Source organism: Collinsella aerofaciens (assembly GCF_039062365.1).
Lineage (GTDB): Bacteria > Actinomycetota > Coriobacteriia > Coriobacteriales > Coriobacteriaceae > Collinsella.
Genome location: NZ_JBCJBI010000007.1, coordinates 18610 through 35086, shown reverse-complemented (window position 1 = coordinate 35086; position 16477 = coordinate 18610). Strand labels below are relative to the sequence as shown.

General features: G+C 61.3%; 11 protein-coding genes. 5 read left to right on the top strand and 6 right to left on the bottom strand.

Annotated elements, in window-relative coordinates; all coding sequences use genetic code 11:
* Window positions 1-183: 183 nt before the first annotated feature.
* The 6 genes from ABCN01_RS04995 to metK all read right to left on the bottom strand — a co-directional run bounded on the left by ABCN01_RS04995 (window position 184) and on the right by metK (window position 8851).
* Entirely contained in the window at window positions 184-1398 is a 1215-nt protein-coding gene (locus tag ABCN01_RS04995) for an ABC transporter permease (RefSeq protein ID WP_342996241.1), read from the bottom strand.
* Window positions 1395-2168, bottom strand: coding sequence for an ABC transporter ATP-binding protein (locus ABCN01_RS04990; protein ID WP_196026079.1), 774 nt, complete (start codon window positions 2166-2168; stop codon window positions 1395-1397). Before ABCN01_RS04990 ends, ABCN01_RS04995 begins: the two co-directional genes overlap by 4 nt.
* On the bottom strand, window positions 2168-3604 hold the full coding sequence (locus tag ABCN01_RS04985) for an efflux RND transporter periplasmic adaptor subunit (protein ID WP_342996240.1): 1437 nt from the start codon (window positions 3602-3604) through the stop codon (window positions 2168-2170). The genes ABCN01_RS04990 and ABCN01_RS04985 overlap by 1 nt, the downstream gene beginning before the upstream one ends.
* 132 nt (window positions 3605-3736) lie before the next feature.
* Window positions 3737-5470 (bottom strand): L,D-transpeptidase, encoded by a 1734-nt coding sequence (locus tag ABCN01_RS04980; RefSeq protein WP_342996239.1) that lies wholly within the window; start codon window positions 5468-5470, stop codon window positions 3737-3739.
* A 149-nt stretch (window positions 5471-5619) separates the two neighbouring features.
* Window positions 5620-7227 (bottom strand): L-serine ammonia-lyase, iron-sulfur-dependent, subunit alpha, encoded by a 1608-nt coding sequence (gene sdaAA, locus ABCN01_RS04975; protein WP_342996238.1) that lies wholly within the window; start codon window positions 7225-7227, stop codon window positions 5620-5622.
* Window positions 7228-7570: 343 nt separating this feature from the next.
* Window positions 7571-8851: a methionine adenosyltransferase gene (metK, locus tag ABCN01_RS04970; protein WP_117636948.1), complete on the bottom strand. Its 1281-nt coding sequence runs from the start codon at window positions 8849-8851 to the stop codon at window positions 7571-7573.
* A gap of 283 nt (window positions 8852-9134) precedes the next feature.
* Between metK and gltX the strand changes: the two genes are divergently transcribed.
* The 5 genes from gltX to ABCN01_RS04945 all read left to right on the top strand — a co-directional run bounded on the left by gltX (window position 9135) and on the right by ABCN01_RS04945 (window position 16403).
* On the top strand, window positions 9135-10610 hold the full coding sequence (gene gltX, locus ABCN01_RS04965) for a glutamate--tRNA ligase (RefSeq protein ID WP_342996237.1): 1476 nt from the start codon (window positions 9135-9137) through the stop codon (window positions 10608-10610).
* Window positions 10611-10749: 139 nt separating this feature from the next.
* A complete protein-coding gene (gene priA, locus ABCN01_RS04960; protein WP_342996236.1) occupies window positions 10750-13203 on the top strand; it encodes a replication restart helicase PriA in 2454 nt (817 codons plus the stop codon).
* An 18-nt stretch (window positions 13204-13221) separates the two neighbouring features.
* The gene (gene def, locus ABCN01_RS04955) at window positions 13222-13758 is read left to right on the top strand and encodes a peptide deformylase (protein ID WP_148331380.1); all 537 of its coding nucleotides are present in this window, start codon (window positions 13222-13224) and stop codon (window positions 13756-13758) included.
* 327 nt (window positions 13759-14085) lie between these two features.
* A complete protein-coding gene (fmt, locus tag ABCN01_RS04950; RefSeq protein ID WP_342996235.1) occupies window positions 14086-15006 on the top strand; it encodes a methionyl-tRNA formyltransferase in 921 nt (306 codons plus the stop codon).
* Window positions 15003-16403, top strand: coding sequence for an RsmB/NOP family class I SAM-dependent RNA methyltransferase (locus ABCN01_RS04945; protein WP_342996234.1), 1401 nt, complete (start codon window positions 15003-15005; stop codon window positions 16401-16403). Before fmt ends, ABCN01_RS04945 begins: the two co-directional genes overlap by 4 nt.
* The last annotated feature ends 74 nt before the right edge of the window (window positions 16404-16477 follow it).

The window sequence follows — 16477 nt, the reverse complement described above, 5'->3', positions numbered from 1 at the left end:
CCCGCGAGGAGGAGCGCCCCGAGCAAGCTCGAGCCGTACAAGACCGTCATCCGCCAATAGCTCGAGGAGGACGCCCGGAACTGGCACAAGCAGCCCTTAAATAAGTTGCGGTGAAATAGTGTCTGTTTTTGCTGCTAGATAGCATATTCAGTCCCTAATTCACCGCAACTTGTTGGTGGTGGCTTACTGGTAGCGTAGGCACTCCACCGGGTCGAGCTTTGCCGCGCGGCGAGCGGGGTAGAAGCCAAAGATTACGCCGATGCCGACGGAGACGGCGAAGGCCAGCAATACCGTGGCGATTGAAAAGCTCGGTGTGATTTGCCCGCTGGCACCTAGCTCGCCAAGAATCCCGGATCCGGAGGCAAACATCGCAAGAGCCCAGGCCAGCAGATAGCCAATCAGGACACCCAACAGTCCGCCGGTGACGCACAGCGCCGAAGACTCGGCCAAAAACTGCGCGGTGATATCGCGACGACTTGCGCCCAGAGCGCGGCGGATGCCGATCTCGCGGATGCGCTCCGTTACGTTGGTAAGCATCATATTCATAATGCCGATACCGCCGACAAGTAGCGAGATGCTGGCGACAGCACCCATGATGAGCGAGAACGCGCCCATAAAGGAGTTGAGCGCATCGATGGCGCTTTTCATGGATGTCGCCGATACACTGTCGTACTCATCCTCCTCCTCGATGCCCTTCATCGCGCGCACCTTTGACTCGATGGTCTTACAAAGCTCATCCATGTCCGTGCTCTCGGCGGCAAGTGCCGTGACGCTGGGGAATGAAGGATTCTCGTCACCAAACAGGCCGGAGATGGTTTCGCGTGGCATATACAGCGTGAGCGAGCCCATGGAGTCGCTGCCACCATCTATCACGCCTACAATCTGCACCTCGCCGTTGGACACCTTGATGGTTTTCCCCAGCGCATCCTGTTCGTTGCCGTAAAGCTGATCGGCGCCGTTGCGGCTGATGAGCGCCACGCGCGAGCCTGATTGGGACTCGGCCTGGGAATAGGTGCGCCCCGCAACGAGCTTGCTGGCCCCCACGGCGTCTAGCATGTCGCTATCGACACCTTGTGCCATGACGGTATAGCTTTTATCGCCGGTCTTGTACTCGGTATACGCGCTGTCGACAATGCCGATCTGCTCTATCTGCGGCACCAGTTTTTGAAGCTTCTCGATGTCCGACTCGGTGAGTTCTTGCGACGAATAGATTTGCACCATGCGTGCCGCATTGAGACCCAGACTGTTGACCAGGCTGTTTTGGATGCCGCCGATGAGCGAAGTCATGGCGATTACCGAGGCGATGCCGATGACAATGCCCAGGATGGTGAGCAGGCTGCGCCCCTTGTTGGCCTCGAGCGAGTGAAGGGCTTCCTGGATGAGATCGCGGGCGCTCATGCCACCACTCCTTTCGGCGGGTTGGCGGAGGCGGAAATCATGGGCAGGCTATCTACGGCGCTGCGCAGGGTCCGCGGTGCATGTGGAATATACGCGCCGTCGTGAATGCGACCGTCGCGGATGGTCACGGCACGGTCGGCCTCGGCGGCGATGCCGGGGTCGTGTGTGATAAGCACGATGGTTTTGCCGCGCTTCTGGAGCTTATGGAAGGTTTCCATCACAAGCGCTCCGGTAGCGGAGTCCAGGTTTCCCGTCGGCTCGTCGGCCAGAATGATGGGCGGGTCATTGACGAGGGCGCGTGCGATGGCGACGCGCTGCATCTGGCCGCCCGAGAGCTCGGATATGCGGTGGTCCCAGTGGTCGACGGGCAGCGTGACAGCCTGCAGCGCGTGCACGGCGCGCATTTCGCGCTGGCTACGGGGCACATTGGTGTAGGCCAGCGGCAGCATGACGTTTTCGATAACCGACAGGCGCGGCAGCAGGTTGAAGCTCTGAAAGACAAAGCCAATGCTCAGAGCGCGAACTTCGGTGAGCTCGTCATCGTCAAGCTCGGCCACGTTGAGCCCTTGCAGGTAGTAGTCGCCTGCCGTTGGCTTATCCAGGCAGCCTAGGATGTTCATGAGCGTTGATTTGCCCGAGCCCGATGGGCCAGTGATAGCGACGAATTCGCCGGGATTTACCGCCAGGCTCACGTTGTGCAGGATGTGGGCGCACCCCGCCTCACTCTCAAAGATGCGATGCACGTTGCGGATGTCGATAACGGGACGCATTACATGCCCTCATCGTCAGACATACTGCCCGAATCCGCGTTGTGGCCGCCGTCAGCTGTTGCGTCAGCTCCGGTGTCCATGACGAGGGTGTCGCCATCGCGCAGCTTGGTAACCGGCACGTTGGGGTTGATCTCGTTGCCCTGGTCGTCGCGCTTGACCTGTGTCTTGCCGACTACGGCTTCGTTGTCGTTTTGCGTCACGACGGTCACCTTCACGCGACGGGTTTGCTTGCCCTCTTCATCAGTCGCCACGTTGACGTAATAGTGTTCGCCGTCTTCGGTCATGAGCGCCATCGTCGGAACCATCACTACGTCGTCGAGCCGCTCGGTCACCACCGAGACCTCGGCCGTCATGCCCGGCTTCAGGCGCGCGTCGGGCGACTCGATGAGGATGTCGACGTTAAAGGTTACGCTGCCGCCGCCACCGTTAGCGGCGTCGGAGTTTGCCACCGACGCGATAGCCGTGACGGTGCCCTGGCTCACGATATCGGGAAACGCGGGATACGTGACGTTGGCGCTCTGCCCAACGGCGATCTTGGCGATGTCCTTTTCTCCCACCTGTACGGTCACCTTCATCTTGGATAGGTCGGCGATCTGCATGCACTGCTTGCCACCGCTCGTATCGCTTTCGCCCATAATCATGCCGCCTGTTACCGTGGCGCCCACCTTGGCGTTGAGCTCCACGATGCTGCCCGAGCTCGGGGCCGTGACCGTACGGCTGGCGGCCTTGGCATTCGCCTGATCGAGGTTTGCCTGGGCCGAAGCGAGGCTGCGCTGCGCGGCCGATACGGCGTTCGTGTCCGCTGATGCGTCGGAGACGCCAGCCGCTGCGGAAGCTCCATCGACGTCCGTCGTTGGGGTGGCCTGAGCGGCAGCTGCGGCTTTCTTCGCATTAGCGAGGTCTTCTTGAGCGGCAGCAACTGCACGCTGTGCCTCGGCAACGTTGCGATCGAGCTCGTCGTTTTTAATGGTCATAAGCACGTCGCCCTCGTTGACGGATTGGCCCGCCTGCACGTTGATCGAATCGACCGTGCCGTCGACAGAAGGGGAGACCACTGAGGACGAAATTGGTTTGAGCTGGCCTTTCGCCTCGACCGTTGTGGTAAACGTGCCCTCGGTCACCATGTCGGTCACAGGCCCGCTAGTGCCCTGTGGCTGCGCATTGATAACCAGGGTCACGACAACGGCGATGAGCACAATGGCGGCCACGACGCCGGCCGCAATGCCGCGTCGGATGAGCTTTTTGCGTCGACGTTCGGCACGTTTTGCCTTGAGCTTGGCATATGCCTCTTCATCGGAAATCTCGGTCGCATCGTTCGCGCGTCCGCTCTGCTTATCGGCATGTACGTTTGTAATCAGAGGAATCGTTTCGGTGACATCTTCGAGCGTGTGCTCGGTATCATCCGGGCCCGGGGTGGTCGTGGGGACATTCGGCATAGCGTCTCCTTTATAGAAAGTACCTCGATAAGTATATGCGCCCACCGGTTGAGGCGGGCGCATAAGACGGTTCCTTTCGGAACTGTTAGATTGGTCGCAGCGGTTCCACGTTGTATGAATGTGCGCGTTGCACTACGAGTGGACAACCACACACAGGCCGACTTTGATGCAGTCGTGAAGTGCCTTGGCGTCTGCCAGGCGCAGGTTGATGCAGCCGTGGCTGCCGCACCATTTGTACGACTCGGCGTTATCGAAGCTCTTGTCGTTTTGCCAGGTGGCATCATGGAAGCCGATCATGTTGCCCTCAAACGGCATCCAGTAGCTCACCGGACTCTCGTATTTGGGCTTGCCGGTCTCGGGGTCCTTGGCTCCGATCAGGGTGCTGCCGCCGTCGTTGCTGTTGATCTGCCAGACGCCCTCGGGCGTGGCGTCCTCGCCCGGCTTGCCCGAGATAAAGTTGGCCTCCCAAACGATATTTCCGCTCTCGTCATAGTAGCGCGCGTGCTGCTCGGACAGGTCGACGTCGATATACGCCTTCCAGTCGGGCTCTCCCTTTGCGGTAAAGGTGTCGGCCTTCTGGGAGTACTTGATCTCGATTTCGCCGGTCTGCTTGTTGTTAATGGCGTCCTCGACCTGCTTGGCGAGCGAGCTGCTGTCGATGGACCAACCAAAGTCACCGCCTTCGACGGCGCACTGCTTGCCATCGGCGCGCGTCCACCAGCGAGTGGAGCCCACGGTATTAAAGCCGTTAGCGAGCTCGGCTGCCCAGCTGCTGATCTGCGACGTATCGAGCGTGGGGTTGGCCGGATCGGCAAAGCTGATCCACTGCAATACGGAGCTGCCATCAACCTTGCCAGCATCCTCGCCGTTGAGCTTGAGGGTCACGTTGACGCCCAGGAAGTTGTTGGCAGCATCGCATGCGGCCTGAATCTGATCATCGGTCAGCGTTCCATTGAGCGGCTCATAGGCATCGTTGCCGAGCTTGGAAAGATCTACGGTCTCGGCCAGCGAGGCAAGCTCGAGCTCGGCATATTTAATGACATGCTCGCGGTTGAGTTTTTCGTTGGAGCGCGCCTTCTCGACGGTAAACTTGCCGGCCTGCTCGTCATAGGAGCTATTTGCCTCGAACGTGCCCGAACGGCCCTCGTTAAACTCGTCGATGGCGGCGCCCAGATTCTCCTCAAACTTCTTTTGGTCAAAGGTGTCGGAGAGCATGGACAGGTCGACGTCTTGATCAAGATCGACTTCGTTGGAGGTAGCGGTTGTTTTGGTCTTGCCGCTTAAGGATTCCACAAGGCGGACCGGCCATACAAAGGCTTCGTTGTGGCTGATAATCTCTTTTGCGGCAGCTTCACCGTCGACGATGGGCTCATCGGACTCGGGCTGATAGGTCCAGCTAAAGTCATCACCTGTCACGGTGAGCTTATAGTGCTTCCATGCCGAGTTGACCTTGGTTGCGGCAGACGAAGCGTTGGAGAACGAGACGTCGACGCCGGCAATGGTGGTGTTGGGGTAGGCTAGCTGTGAAAACGCTACGATGCCTACGATATAGACAATGACGATAAGACCCAGAACGACAAAGAGCGTCGTCTTTTTGCCCGACTTATTGTTGCCGGCGGACTTGCGCGCGGGACCGCGATCGCCTCGAGTGTGCGTGGGGGGCTGCTTGGGCGCATTGCCGTTTGCCTGGCGCTGCTGACGTTGCTGACGCTGCTGTCGCTGTTGGTTCGGGCGTTGGGAAGCGTTTGCTGCACTACGCTGCTGACCGTGGCTCGGCGCGATAGGACGCGGCGACTGAACGCCGCCGGTGTGCCTGCTCGGCTGCTGCGGATCGGGAATCAGTTGAGTTCGATCGTTTTGCGACATCGTATGCATATCCTTCGATTTTCGCCTTGCGGTTCATCGTGTTTTTACTGGGCTTGCATTATAGCGATTGCCCTGCTGTTTGTGGTACGGAAACGGTGGCATTCAAAAGAGGTGGGACATTTGTCCCACCTTTGAGTCGTTCTTCGCCGCTATCCGCACACACCGCATTTTGCACAGGCCGAAAGTGCGGCCGGAGCCTGCGCGATGCCGCCCTTTGCCGTCTCGCGCAGCGTGGCCGGCAACGCGTGGCCCACCGAGAGCATGACATGTGCCATCTGGTCAAACGGCACTAAGCTCTTAATACCTGCGAGGGCGAGTTGTGCCGAGCTAAAGGCCGCTGCCACGCCGATGGCGTTGCGGTTTTGGCAGGGCACCTCCACGAGGCCACCGACGGGGTCACAAACGAGGCCCAGCAGGTTACTCAGCGCGATGGAACTGGCGTCGAGCGCCTGCTCGGGCGTGCCGCCGAGCATCTGCACCAGCGCGGCGGCTGCCATGGCGGCGGCGCTTCCCACCTCGGCTTGACAGCCACCCTCGGCGCCGGCGACGCAGGCGCTCGTGGTGAGGTTGAGGCCGATGGCGGCTGCGCAGTAGAGCGCGTCCATGACTTGCTCGTCGTCGAGCTGCAGGCGATCGGCGAGCGCAAGCACGCAGCCGGGCACAACACCCGCTGAGCCTGCCGTGGGGGCGGCGACGATCACGCCCATGGTGGCGGAGCGTTCGAGCACGGCCATCGCGCGGGCCACGGCATCGGTCTGAACGGGGCCCATCAGGCTTGCGCTCAAATCGTTGCGGCCGGTGGCTTCGACAAGCTTGGCCTCGCCGCCGATAAGCCCGCCGAGCGAACGCTGCGGATTGGCGATGGGGGCCGTGGTCTCCTCGCGCATGACGTCGAGCACGCGGCGCATGGCAGCGACGGCGTGGGCCTCGCCGGTCAGACGCGCCTCGCGAACGGCCATGACGGCGCCGATGCTGAGCCCCAGTTCCTCGCACGCATCGAGCAGCTGCTCACCGTCGTCGAAGATTTCCTTGGCCGAGACGCCGGGGGAGAGCGACGAGGCAGAACCGGGGAGCTCGATAAAGGTCGCGTAATCGACATTGTCAAGCTTGCGGAGCATGGGGACGACGGTGTCGTCGGGCGCGCCGTCGGTCTCAAAGACGGAGTAGGCCTGGCCGCCCACTTCGGTGCGGTAGGTGCGGCAGAAGGCGATGTTTACGTGGGCGTAGGCGAGCAGGTTGGTGAGCGCGGCGAGTACACCGGGGACGTCCTTGTGCGCCACGAAGAGAGTTGAGTACATACCCGAGATGTCGACGCCGACGCCGTTAATGCGGCTGATGCGCATCTTGCCGCCGCCCAGGCTCTCACCGCGGACCTGTGCCGTGGCGCCCGTGTCATCGACCATTTCGATGTCGACGGTGTTAGGGTGGATGGAGGTGTCGTCGCCCTTGATGTCAAAGTGATATTCGAGGCCCTGCTCGCGCGCGAGGTCGAAGGCCTGCTTGATGTTCTCGTCATCGGTGTTGAGGCCCAGGATGCCCGCGACGAGCGCACGATCGGTGCCGTGGCCGCGGTAGGTGTGGGCGAAGGAGTTCCACAGGCCAAAGGTGACTTTGGTGATGCGGCCTTCCAGCAGGCTGGCGGCTACTTGTGCGCAGCGCAGGGCGCCGGCGGTGTGCGATGAACTGGGGCCGACCATGACGGGGCCCAAGATCTCGAATGCCGAGGTCGTAGCTAGTGTTTGCGGCTTGCCTGCCATGGGTGCTCCTGTTCTATCCCGTCGTTCCGAGGGGCGGGGCATACTTGTCCCGTCGTTCCGAGGGCTTTGGTATTTGGTCGCCTGCTCTACAGTCCTGGCTCGCACGGAGGCCACATTAAGTGGCCTCCGGCTCGTGCGGAACTCGCGACCGACCAAATACCAAAGCCCTCGGAACTTAGGATACATGGTAGAGGCGCTCATGCTGCAAAATCCATCAGCTGGAGACCTATTCTGTGCTCCATGTCGACTCATCTTCACCACCGATTAAATAAAAAAGAGGTACCGGTTGTTTCGGTACCTCTTTTTGGTGCGTTTCTATTTGGCTGTAGCTTTAGCCGCGTGCTTACAGGCCGCAGGCTGCTTTGAGTTCTTCGACGCGGTCGGTTTTCTCCCAGGTGAAATCGGCGTCTTCTCGGCCGAAGTGGCCGTAGGCTGCCGTCTTTTCGTAGATGGGGCGACGCAGGTCTAGGTCGCGGATGATGGCGCCCGGGCGCAGGTCGAAGGTCTTCTCTACGGCCTCTACGATCTTGTCCTCGGCGACATGTGCAGTACCGAAGGTGTCGACCATGATTGAGAGGGGCTTGGAAACGCCGATGGCGTAGGCAAGCTCGACTTCGCAGCGGTCGGCCAGACCGGCAGCGACCACGTTCTTGGCTACCCAGCGCGCGGCATACGCGGCGGAGCGGTCGACCTTGGTACAGTCCTTGCCGCTAAAAGCACCGCCGCCGTGACGGCCGTAGCCGCCGTAGGTGTCGACGATGATCTTGCGGCCGGTCAGGCCCGTGTCGCCCATGGGGCCGCCAACGACAAAGCGTCCGGTGGGGTTCACGTAGATGTCGGCGTTGTCCCACGGCATATTCTCGGCGGCCATGACCGGGGTGATGACGTGCTCGATAAGGTCTGCCTTGATCTTGCCCATGTCCTCGATCTCGGCGGCGTGCTGCGTGGAGATGACGATGGTCGTGACCTCGACGGGCTTGCCTTCCTCGTAGCGTACGGTGACCTGGGTCTTGCCGTCGGGACGCAGGTAGGGCAGGGTTCCGTCGTGACGCACGGCGGCCAGGCGCTCGGCCAGGCGGCTTGCCAGGTAGTGCGGCATGGGCATGAGGGTCTTGGTCTCGTTGGAGGCATAACCGAACATCATGCCCTGGTCGCCGGCACCGATCAGGTCGATCGGGTCGGTGGTAGCGCCGGTCTGGGTCTCGAAGGACTCGTCGACGCCCTGGGCGATATCGGGCGACTGCTCGTGGATGAGGCTCATGACGCCGCAGGTGTCGCAGTCAAAACCGAATTTGGCGCGGTTGTAGCCAATGCGGCGGATAACGCCGCGGGCGATTTCCTGTACGTCGACGTAGGCCTGGGTGCGAATCTCGCCGGCGACGATGACGGTGCCGGTGGTCACGAGGGTCTCGCAGGCGCAGCGGACGTTCTCCACGTTGGCAGGCACGCCGTTGGGGGCGATGTAGCCCTGCTCCTGCAGCTCTATTTCTTTGGCGAGGATTGCGTCGAGGACGGCGTCGCTGATCTGGTCGGCGATCTTATCGGGATGACCTTCGGTCACCGACTCCGACGTAAAGACAAAGGACCCGTGTTGAGGTGGAATGGAACGAAGTTCTTCTGACATGATAGTCCTTTCAAAAACGTGTCCCGGCGACCGTTACCATTCCGCCGGGCTCTCTATGCAAGGGCACATCATAGCGCGTAAATCAAACATTCACACCCTTTCCGCACCTACTCATTGGGGACAGACTTAAATGACCAGCCTTACCTAAGTGCCGACAGGTTGCCCAACAACTGGTCATTTAAGTCTGTCCCCAATGATTGGGTCGGTGCCCTTTGTGCGGAGGTTGCTTTGATGCTTTATACTGGTGCGGTTAGACATCCATCCTGCAATCGAGGAGATTTCCATGGCATCAGACGTTCGCGTCCGCTTTGCACCCTCACCGACGGGCAAGCTGCACATCGGCGGCGCCCGCACCGCTATCTATAACTGGGCTTTCGCCCGCGCAAACGGCGGCACGTTCATCCTGCGCATCGACGACACCGACCCCACCCGCTCCACCGACGAGAACACGCAGATCATCCTGCGCGCCATGCGTTGGCTGGGCCTGGACTGGGACGAGGGTCCCGAGGTGGGCGGTGACTTTGGCCCCTACGCCCAGACCGAGCGCCTGGACCTGTACAAGCAGGCCGCCCAGAAGCTTTGGGACGAGGGCAAGGCCTATCCCTGCTTCTGCACCAAGGAGCAGCTTGACGCCGACCGCAAGGCCGCGCAGGAGCGCAAGGACCCCTTCCAGGGCTATCAGCGCCGTTGCCGCGATCTTGATCCCGAGGAGGCCCGCCGTCGCATCGAGGCCGGCGAGTCCTACGTCCTTCGCATCAAGGTGCCCGAGGACCGCGGCGATGTCGTCATTCACGACGCCGTCCACGGTGAGGTGACCTTCGACGCCAAGGAGCTCGACGACTTCGTCATCTTCCGCTCCGACGGCACACCTACGTACAACTTCGCGACCGTCGTCGACGATGCCATGATGAAGATCACCCACGTCATCCGCGGCGACGACCACCTGTCCAACACCCCGCGTCAGGTCATGGTCTACGAGGCCCTCGGCGCGCCCGTGCCCACGTTCGCCCACATCTCCATGATCCTGGGCGCCGACGGCAAGAAGCTCTCCAAGCGCCACGGCGCCACCTCGGTGGAGGAGTACCGCGACGCCGGCTACCTGTCCGATGCCTTCGTCAACTACCTGGCGCTGCTCGGCTGGTCGCTCGACGGCGAGACCACGATCATCCCGCGCGATGTCCTGGCCAGCAAGTTCTCGCTCGACCGCATCTCCAAGAACCCGGCGACCTTCGACCCCAAGAAGCTCGACTGGGTCAACGCCGAGTACATCAACGGCATGTCCGACGCTCAGTTTGCCGACGAGATCATGGTCCCCGAGCTGCACGAGGCTGGTCTCATCGAGGGTAATGTCGAGTACGGCGAGGACTGGATCGACGCGCTTGCCGCCATCGTTAAGCCGCGCACCAAGATGCCGGCCGACGCCGTGACCGTCGCCGCTCCCATCTTCGCTACGGCCGAGACGCTCGAGTATGACGAGAAGTCCGTCAACAAGGGCCTGGCCAAGGAGGGCATGGGTGCCATTCTGGATGCCGCCAAGGCCGCGCTCGAGGGCGTGGATGAGTGGACGGCTGCCAACATCGACGCTTCGCTTGAGCCCCTGCCCGAGCAGATGGACCTTAAGAAGCGCGTGGTGTTCCAGGCCGTGCGTGTCGCCGTCTGCGGCAACATGGTGAGCCCTCCGTTGGGCGAGACCATGGCACTCGTCGGCCGCGACGACTGCCTGGCGCGCATCGACCGCGCCCGCACGATGGCGCTGTAATCGCTGCGCAAACGTATGTATCCGAGCCCCGTTCACCCGAGCGGGGCTCTTGTTTCTGTACCGATGAGTGGGTTGCTGGGACAAACACTACTGATTATTTTGTCCCAGCCCTTTCAGGTCCGTTCGTTAGAGGTGGTGTATGGCTCAACAACTGTCGCTGTTTGGTTCGCCGGAACCTAAGGTAGCTCCGAAGCCTGCGGCCCCTGCCGCCGCCCCGGTGCAGCCCGAGCCTGCACCCGAAACCGTCGCCGCCTACGCGAGCGTGGTCCTCGACATCCCGACGCGTGCGCTGTCCGAGCCATTCGCCTACGGCATCCCGCATACCCTTGCCAACGAGGCGCAGATCGGATCCACGGTCCTGGTCCACTTTGGTAACCGTGCCGCCGCGGGCTATATCGTCGACATTGCGCCCGAGCTGGGCGACCTGCAGGGCAACAACGCTCTCGACCCCGCGCGCATTAAAGCCATCGAGGCTATCCTCAGCAAACCGCTCTTTACCGCCGAAGCCGCACGCATCGCGCGCTGGATGAGCCGCGAGTACGTCGCAACGCTTTCCGAGTGCCTGCGTTTGTTCTTGCCCCCGGGTGGAAGCCCGCGCGTGGTCAAGGGCGACGACGGCGTGTGGACGGTTGAACGTCCCGCCGTCAAGCCCATCCAAAATCGCTGGGTCATGCTTACGCCCGAGGGCTTCGACTATACGCCGCCCAAGACCGCGGTCCGCCAGCGTCAGCTCATCGAGGCGCTCCAGTGCGGCCCGGTCACGACGCGCGACCTCAACCTGCTCTATAACAGCATGTCGGCGACCATCAAGGCGCTCGAAAAGCGCGGCGTCGTGGTGGTGGAGGAGCGCCGTGCGTGGCGTGGCTGCAGCGAGCAGACCACGTTGTCCTCGGCAAGCGGCAAGGCGCCGGTCTCCCTTACCAACGGCCAGCAACAGGCGCTCGCGCAGATTGAGCGCGCCCGTCTGGACGCTCATGGCGACGTGGTGCTGGTCGACGGCGTCACTGGCTCCGGCAAAACCGAGGTCTACCTCTCGGCGATTGAGCGCGTGCTGGCGGCCGGCCGTTCAGCGTGCGTGCTGGTGCCTGAGATCTCGCTGACGGCCCAGACCGTCGGCCGCTTTCGCTCGCGCTTTGGCGAGACGGTTGCCGTGTTCCATTCGCGCCTTTCGGCCGGCGAGCGTCTGGACCAGTGGGATATGGTCGCCAGCGGTGCGGCCCGCGTGGTCGTCGGCGCCCGCTCGGCGCTCTTTTGCCCGCTCAGCGACTTGGGCCTCATCATCATCGACGAGGAGCACGAGACCAGTTACAAGCAGGGTTCCAGCCCGCGCTACCACGCGCGCGAGGTGGCGGCCGAGATGACGCGCCGCTACCGCTGCCCGCTCGTGTTGGGCTCCGCCACGCCTTCCGCCGAGGCGCTCGACCGCTGCCGCCGTGGCACGTATAACGGTGCCACCTGGACGCGTGTCGAGATGCCCGAGCGCCCGGGACATGCCGTGCTGCCCACGGTCCGCATTGCCGACCTGCGTCGCGAGTTCTCGCACGGCAGCCGCTCCATGTTCTCTAAACCGCTGATGGAAGGCTTGAAACGCGTGGTCGAGCGCCGCGAGAAGGCCGTGCTGCTGCACAACCGCCGCGGTTTTGCGCCGTTTTTGATGTGCCGTGAGTGCGGCTGCGTTCCCACCTGCAACCACTGCTCCACTGCACTCACGTATCACGAGCGCACGCATACGCTGCAGTGCCACACCTGCGGTTCGTCTTGGCGCGTACAGCCCTATCCGGCGCCCACGAGTCGTTGCCCCAAATGCGGCAGCCGCTACCTGGCAAAAATGGGCCTGGGCACGCAGCAGATTGAGGACGCGCTGCACCAGATGCTGCCCGAGGACGTCGCCATCATTCGCATGGATGCCGATTCCACGCGTGGCAAGGACGCGCATAAAAAACTGCTCGAGCAGTTCGATGCCGCCGATTGCGCGGTGCTGCTGGGCACCCAGATGATCGCCAAGGGCCTCGATTTTCCCGAGGTCACGCTCGTGGGCGTGGTCAATGCCGACTTTGCGTTAAAACTGCCCGATTTTAGAGCGGGGGAGCGTGCCTACGATTTGTTGGAGCAGGTCGCCGGCCGCGCCGGACGCGGCGATCGCCCTGGCGAGGTCATTATCCAGACCTACTTGCCCGAGGACCCGGTCATTCGCGCCGTTGCCGAGCACGACCGTTCGATCTTTACTGACCACGACCTGGACCAGCGTCGCGACGCACTGTATCCGCCCTTCGTGCGCCTGGTCAATATTTTGGTGTGGTCCGCGAACGCGGATGACGCGCAGGACTACATCGGCCGCATCGCGAAGCTCCTCAAGCGCCGCTGGCATGCCGCCGCGCCCGACTTTTTGCGGGCGGGGAGCGCGGTGCCGCAGGTGCTGGGTCCTGCTTCGTGTGTAATCGAGAGAGCCAAGGACCGTTACCGCTTCCATCTGCTTGTGAAGTCGCCGGTAGGGTACCATGTCTCTGATGATATCGACGCCTGCCTCAAAGAGGTGGGCTCCGTGCGCGGCGTGAGCGTGAGCGTTGACGTCGACGCCTATGATTTGATGTAACAACCCGAAAGGATGGCCATGGAAGCCAACGGAATCGTACTGTCGCCCGACCCTCGTCTGCGCCAGGAGTGCGCCGTCATCGAGGAGATCACCCCGGCGATCGAGGCGCTTGCCGAGAAGATGAAGAAGATGATGTTCGAGAACGGCGGTTGCGGCCTGGCTGCCCCGCAGATCGGCGAGCTCATTCAGCTCGTCACCATCGACTGCGACTACAGCGACAAGAACGACTACGATCCGTACGTGCTTATCAATCCCGTCATTGTTGAGCAGAGCGACCATCTGGTGCCGTTTAGCGAGGGCTGCCTTTCCATTCCTGGCATTAGCTGCGAGATTGAGCGTCCCGATCACGTTGTCGTCGAGGCGTATGACTTGGATGCCAACCTGATTCGCTATGAGGCCACGGGCGATCTGTTCTGCGTGTGCCTGCAGCACGAGATCGATCACCTGCACGGCAACACCATGTTCGAGCGCCTTAAGCCCATGCAGAGGCTCAAGGCAGTCAAGGAGTACCAGGACGCCCTGGCCCGCGGCGCTCGACCGGGCGAGACGGAGTAGGTCCCACCGTCCCCGGTGCTGAGCGCCCACATATCATCCCGTGCTCAAACATTCTCGCTGCGCTGCGAAACTGCGCGCGGGACGATATGTGGGCGCTCAGCACCGGGGACTGCGTTTTCGTGCTCCTTTTCGCCCGGGTGCCGTCGGGCCAGGGAAGGGCGTCTTTGCTGATAGGTGCTTTGCTGAAAGAGCTGCTTTTATTGCGGCTCTTTCTTTGGTTTTGGGTATATTTGTTCTTGTTGAAATGTTATTGCGGATGGGCTGGTGACTTGGCTTTCCGCTGTTCTTTGTAGCCGTGTCGGCTTTGGTTGAGGGGAGACGTTCTTTATGCGTATTGTGTTTATGGGTACGCCTGATTTTGCTGTGCCTTCGCTGACTTCGCTTGTTGAGGCTGGGAATGAGATTGGGCTTGTTGTTACTCGTCCTGATGCTGTTCGTGGGCGTGGTAAGAAGCTCGAGCCTTCTCCTGTTAAGGCCAAGGCGCTTGAGCTGGGGTTGCCGGTTGTTGAGGCTAATCGTATGACGCCGGAGGTTGTTGAGTCGCTTCAGGCTGCCCAGGCTGACATTTTCTGTGTGGCTGCTTATGGCTGTATTCTGCCGGATGAGGTGTTGCATATGGCGCCGCTTGGTATTGTGAATGTTCACGCTTCGCTGCTGCCGCGTTGGCGTGGGGCTGCTCCTATTCAGCGTGCCATTCTTGCTGGTGACGAGTCTGCCGGCGTTTCCATTATGCGTATTGGGCATGGCGTGGATACGGGCGCTTATTGCGCCCAGGCGTCTACGTCGGTTGCCGGTAAGCATGCTGAGGCGCTGACCATGGAGCTTGGTAGGCTTGGCGGCAAACTGCTTGCCGATACGCTTCCTTCTCTTGCCGATGGCACCGCCGTGTGGACTGAGCAGGATGAGTCGCTCGTCACTCATGCTGCCAAGATTTCCAAGCTGGAGATGCGTCTGGATCCGCAGATGACTGCGCTCGATTGCGTGCGTCATGTGCTCGCTTCGTCCGATACCGCGCCTGCTCGTTGCGTGATTGCCGGCAAGACCGTGCGCGTGCTCGATGTTGCGCCGGCCGAAGTGTCGCTTGGCGAGGGCGCCGTTGACGTTAAGAACAAGCGTGTTTACCTTGGTCTTTCCGATGGTGCGGTTGAACTGCTCGAGGTTAAGCCCGATGGCAAGCGTGCTATGGCCGCTTCTGCTTGGGCTGCTGGCCTGCAGGGCGCCGATCTTTCGTGGGGTGTTTTGTCATGAGCAAGCTGTCTCCCGCGCGCAAGCTTGCGCTCGATGTGCTAATGGAGGCCGATCGCCGCGGTATGTATGCGCGTGACGTGCTGTCCTCTCGCGCATCGGCCAAGGCTATTGACCAGCGTGATTCCGCATTTGCCGCCCGCTTGGCGCTGGGTGTTGCCGCCACGCAGGGTATTTTGGACGAGCTGCTCGATCAGTTTCTCGATAAGCCCAAAAAGGTTGCGCCGCGTGTTCGCATGGCGCTTCGTATCTCGGCCTTCGAGATGCTTTATCTACATACGCCTGGCCGCGTCGCCGTAAGTCAGGGTGTTGAGCTGGTGCGCTGCGGCGCTAAGTCCGCCGCTGGCTTGGCCAATGCTGTACTGCATAAGGTTGCGGACAATGTTGAGGACTTTGCTACGGCATCCGATGTGGATGAGCCTGAGCGACGCCTGGTACGTCTGTCGCGCCTGATGGGCCTGCCGCGTTGGCTGTGCGCTCGTATTATGGCTTCGTTTGACACGCCAGAGGGTGCGCTCAACTTTGCCGGTAATCTTGCGCCTGCGCCGCTTGCACTGCACGATAATGCGTTTGCGATCAAGGCCGACCCGTATATTTCGCAGCTTGTTGCGCCCGTGTTCCCGGGCTGTCATGCGCCGGTCGATGCGCAGGTCACGGTTGCATCGGGCGTGTTTGAGCGCGCTGCTGCGGTTGCCTCGGACCTCAACGCTCAACTTATCGCTACTGCCGCGACACGTCCTGGGCGTTGTCTGGAGATTGGCGCCGGTCGCGGCACCAAGACCTATGTGATGATGTGCCAGGCGAAGCGTGCCGGATATGAGCGTCAACATACTGCGCTCGATCTGCATGATCGCAAGTGCGACCAGAATCTTGCTCGCCTGCATAAGGCCGGTATTCAGGGCGTTCGTACGGTTTCAGGCGATGCTTGCGAGCTTGATGAGGTTCTCACATCGTTTGATGCCATGCTTGGCGAGCCGGTTAAATTCGATACGGTCTTTATCGATGCGCCGTGCTCGGGCACCGGAACCATGCGTCGTCATCCTGAGATCCCGTGGCGCCTAACTGAGAATGACGTTACGACCGAGTTGCCCAAACTGCAGCTGACGATGCTCAAGGAAGCCGCCGCGCGCGTTGCCGAGGATGGCGAGCTCATCTATGCCACGTGCTCGGTCTTTGACGAGGAGAACACGCAGGTCGTGGATGCCTTCCTGGCCTCTCCCGAGGGCACCGACTTTAGCCTGGAGCCGCTTTCCGAAGCACAGATTCTGCAACTCCCTGACTTCGATCAGGCCAAGAAACTCGTATCCGTACGACAGAACGATCGGGGCCTCTTCCAAAGCGTGCCGGTAAACGCCGACTCCTACGACGGCCACTTCTGCGCCCGCCTGGTCCACAAGTAACTCTACTAAGTTGCGGTGAAATAGGGATTAAAAAGCCGCTTCTGCCCGCCAAACAGTCCTTATTTCACCGCAAC

Bases quoted from the DNA above. Each gene is read 5' to 3' on its own strand.
- ABCN01_RS04990 (WP_196026079.1), bottom strand. From the start codon at position 2,168: ATGCGTCCCGTTATCGACATCCGCAACGTGCATCGCATCTTTGAGAGT.
- fmt (WP_342996235.1), top strand. From the start codon at position 14,086: ATGCGTATTGTGTTTATGGGTACGCCTGATTTTGCTGTGCCTTCGCTG.
- ABCN01_RS04985 (WP_342996240.1), bottom strand. From the start codon at position 3,604: ATGCCGAATGTCCCCACGACCACCCCGGGCCCGGATGATACCGAGCAC.
- ABCN01_RS04945 (WP_342996234.1), top strand. From the start codon at position 15,003: ATGAGCAAGCTGTCTCCCGCGCGCAAGCTTGCGCTCGATGTGCTAATG.
- sdaAA (WP_342996238.1), bottom strand. From the start codon at position 7,227: ATGGCAGGCAAGCCGCAAACACTAGCTACGACCTCGGCATTCGAGATC.
- ABCN01_RS04980 (WP_342996239.1), bottom strand. From the start codon at position 5,470: ATGTCGCAAAACGATCGAACTCAACTGATTCCCGATCCGCAGCAGCCG.
- metK (WP_117636948.1), bottom strand. From the start codon at position 8,851: ATGTCAGAAGAACTTCGTTCCATTCCACCTCAACACGGGTCCTTTGTC.
- def (WP_148331380.1), top strand. From the start codon at position 13,222: ATGGAAGCCAACGGAATCGTACTGTCGCCCGACCCTCGTCTGCGCCAG.
- priA (WP_342996236.1), top strand. From the start codon at position 10,750: ATGGCTCAACAACTGTCGCTGTTTGGTTCGCCGGAACCTAAGGTAGCT.
- gltX (WP_342996237.1), top strand. From the start codon at position 9,135: ATGGCATCAGACGTTCGCGTCCGCTTTGCACCCTCACCGACGGGCAAG.
- ABCN01_RS04995 (WP_342996241.1), bottom strand. From the start codon at position 1,398: ATGAGCGCCCGCGATCTCATCCAGGAAGCCCTTCACTCGCTCGAGGCC.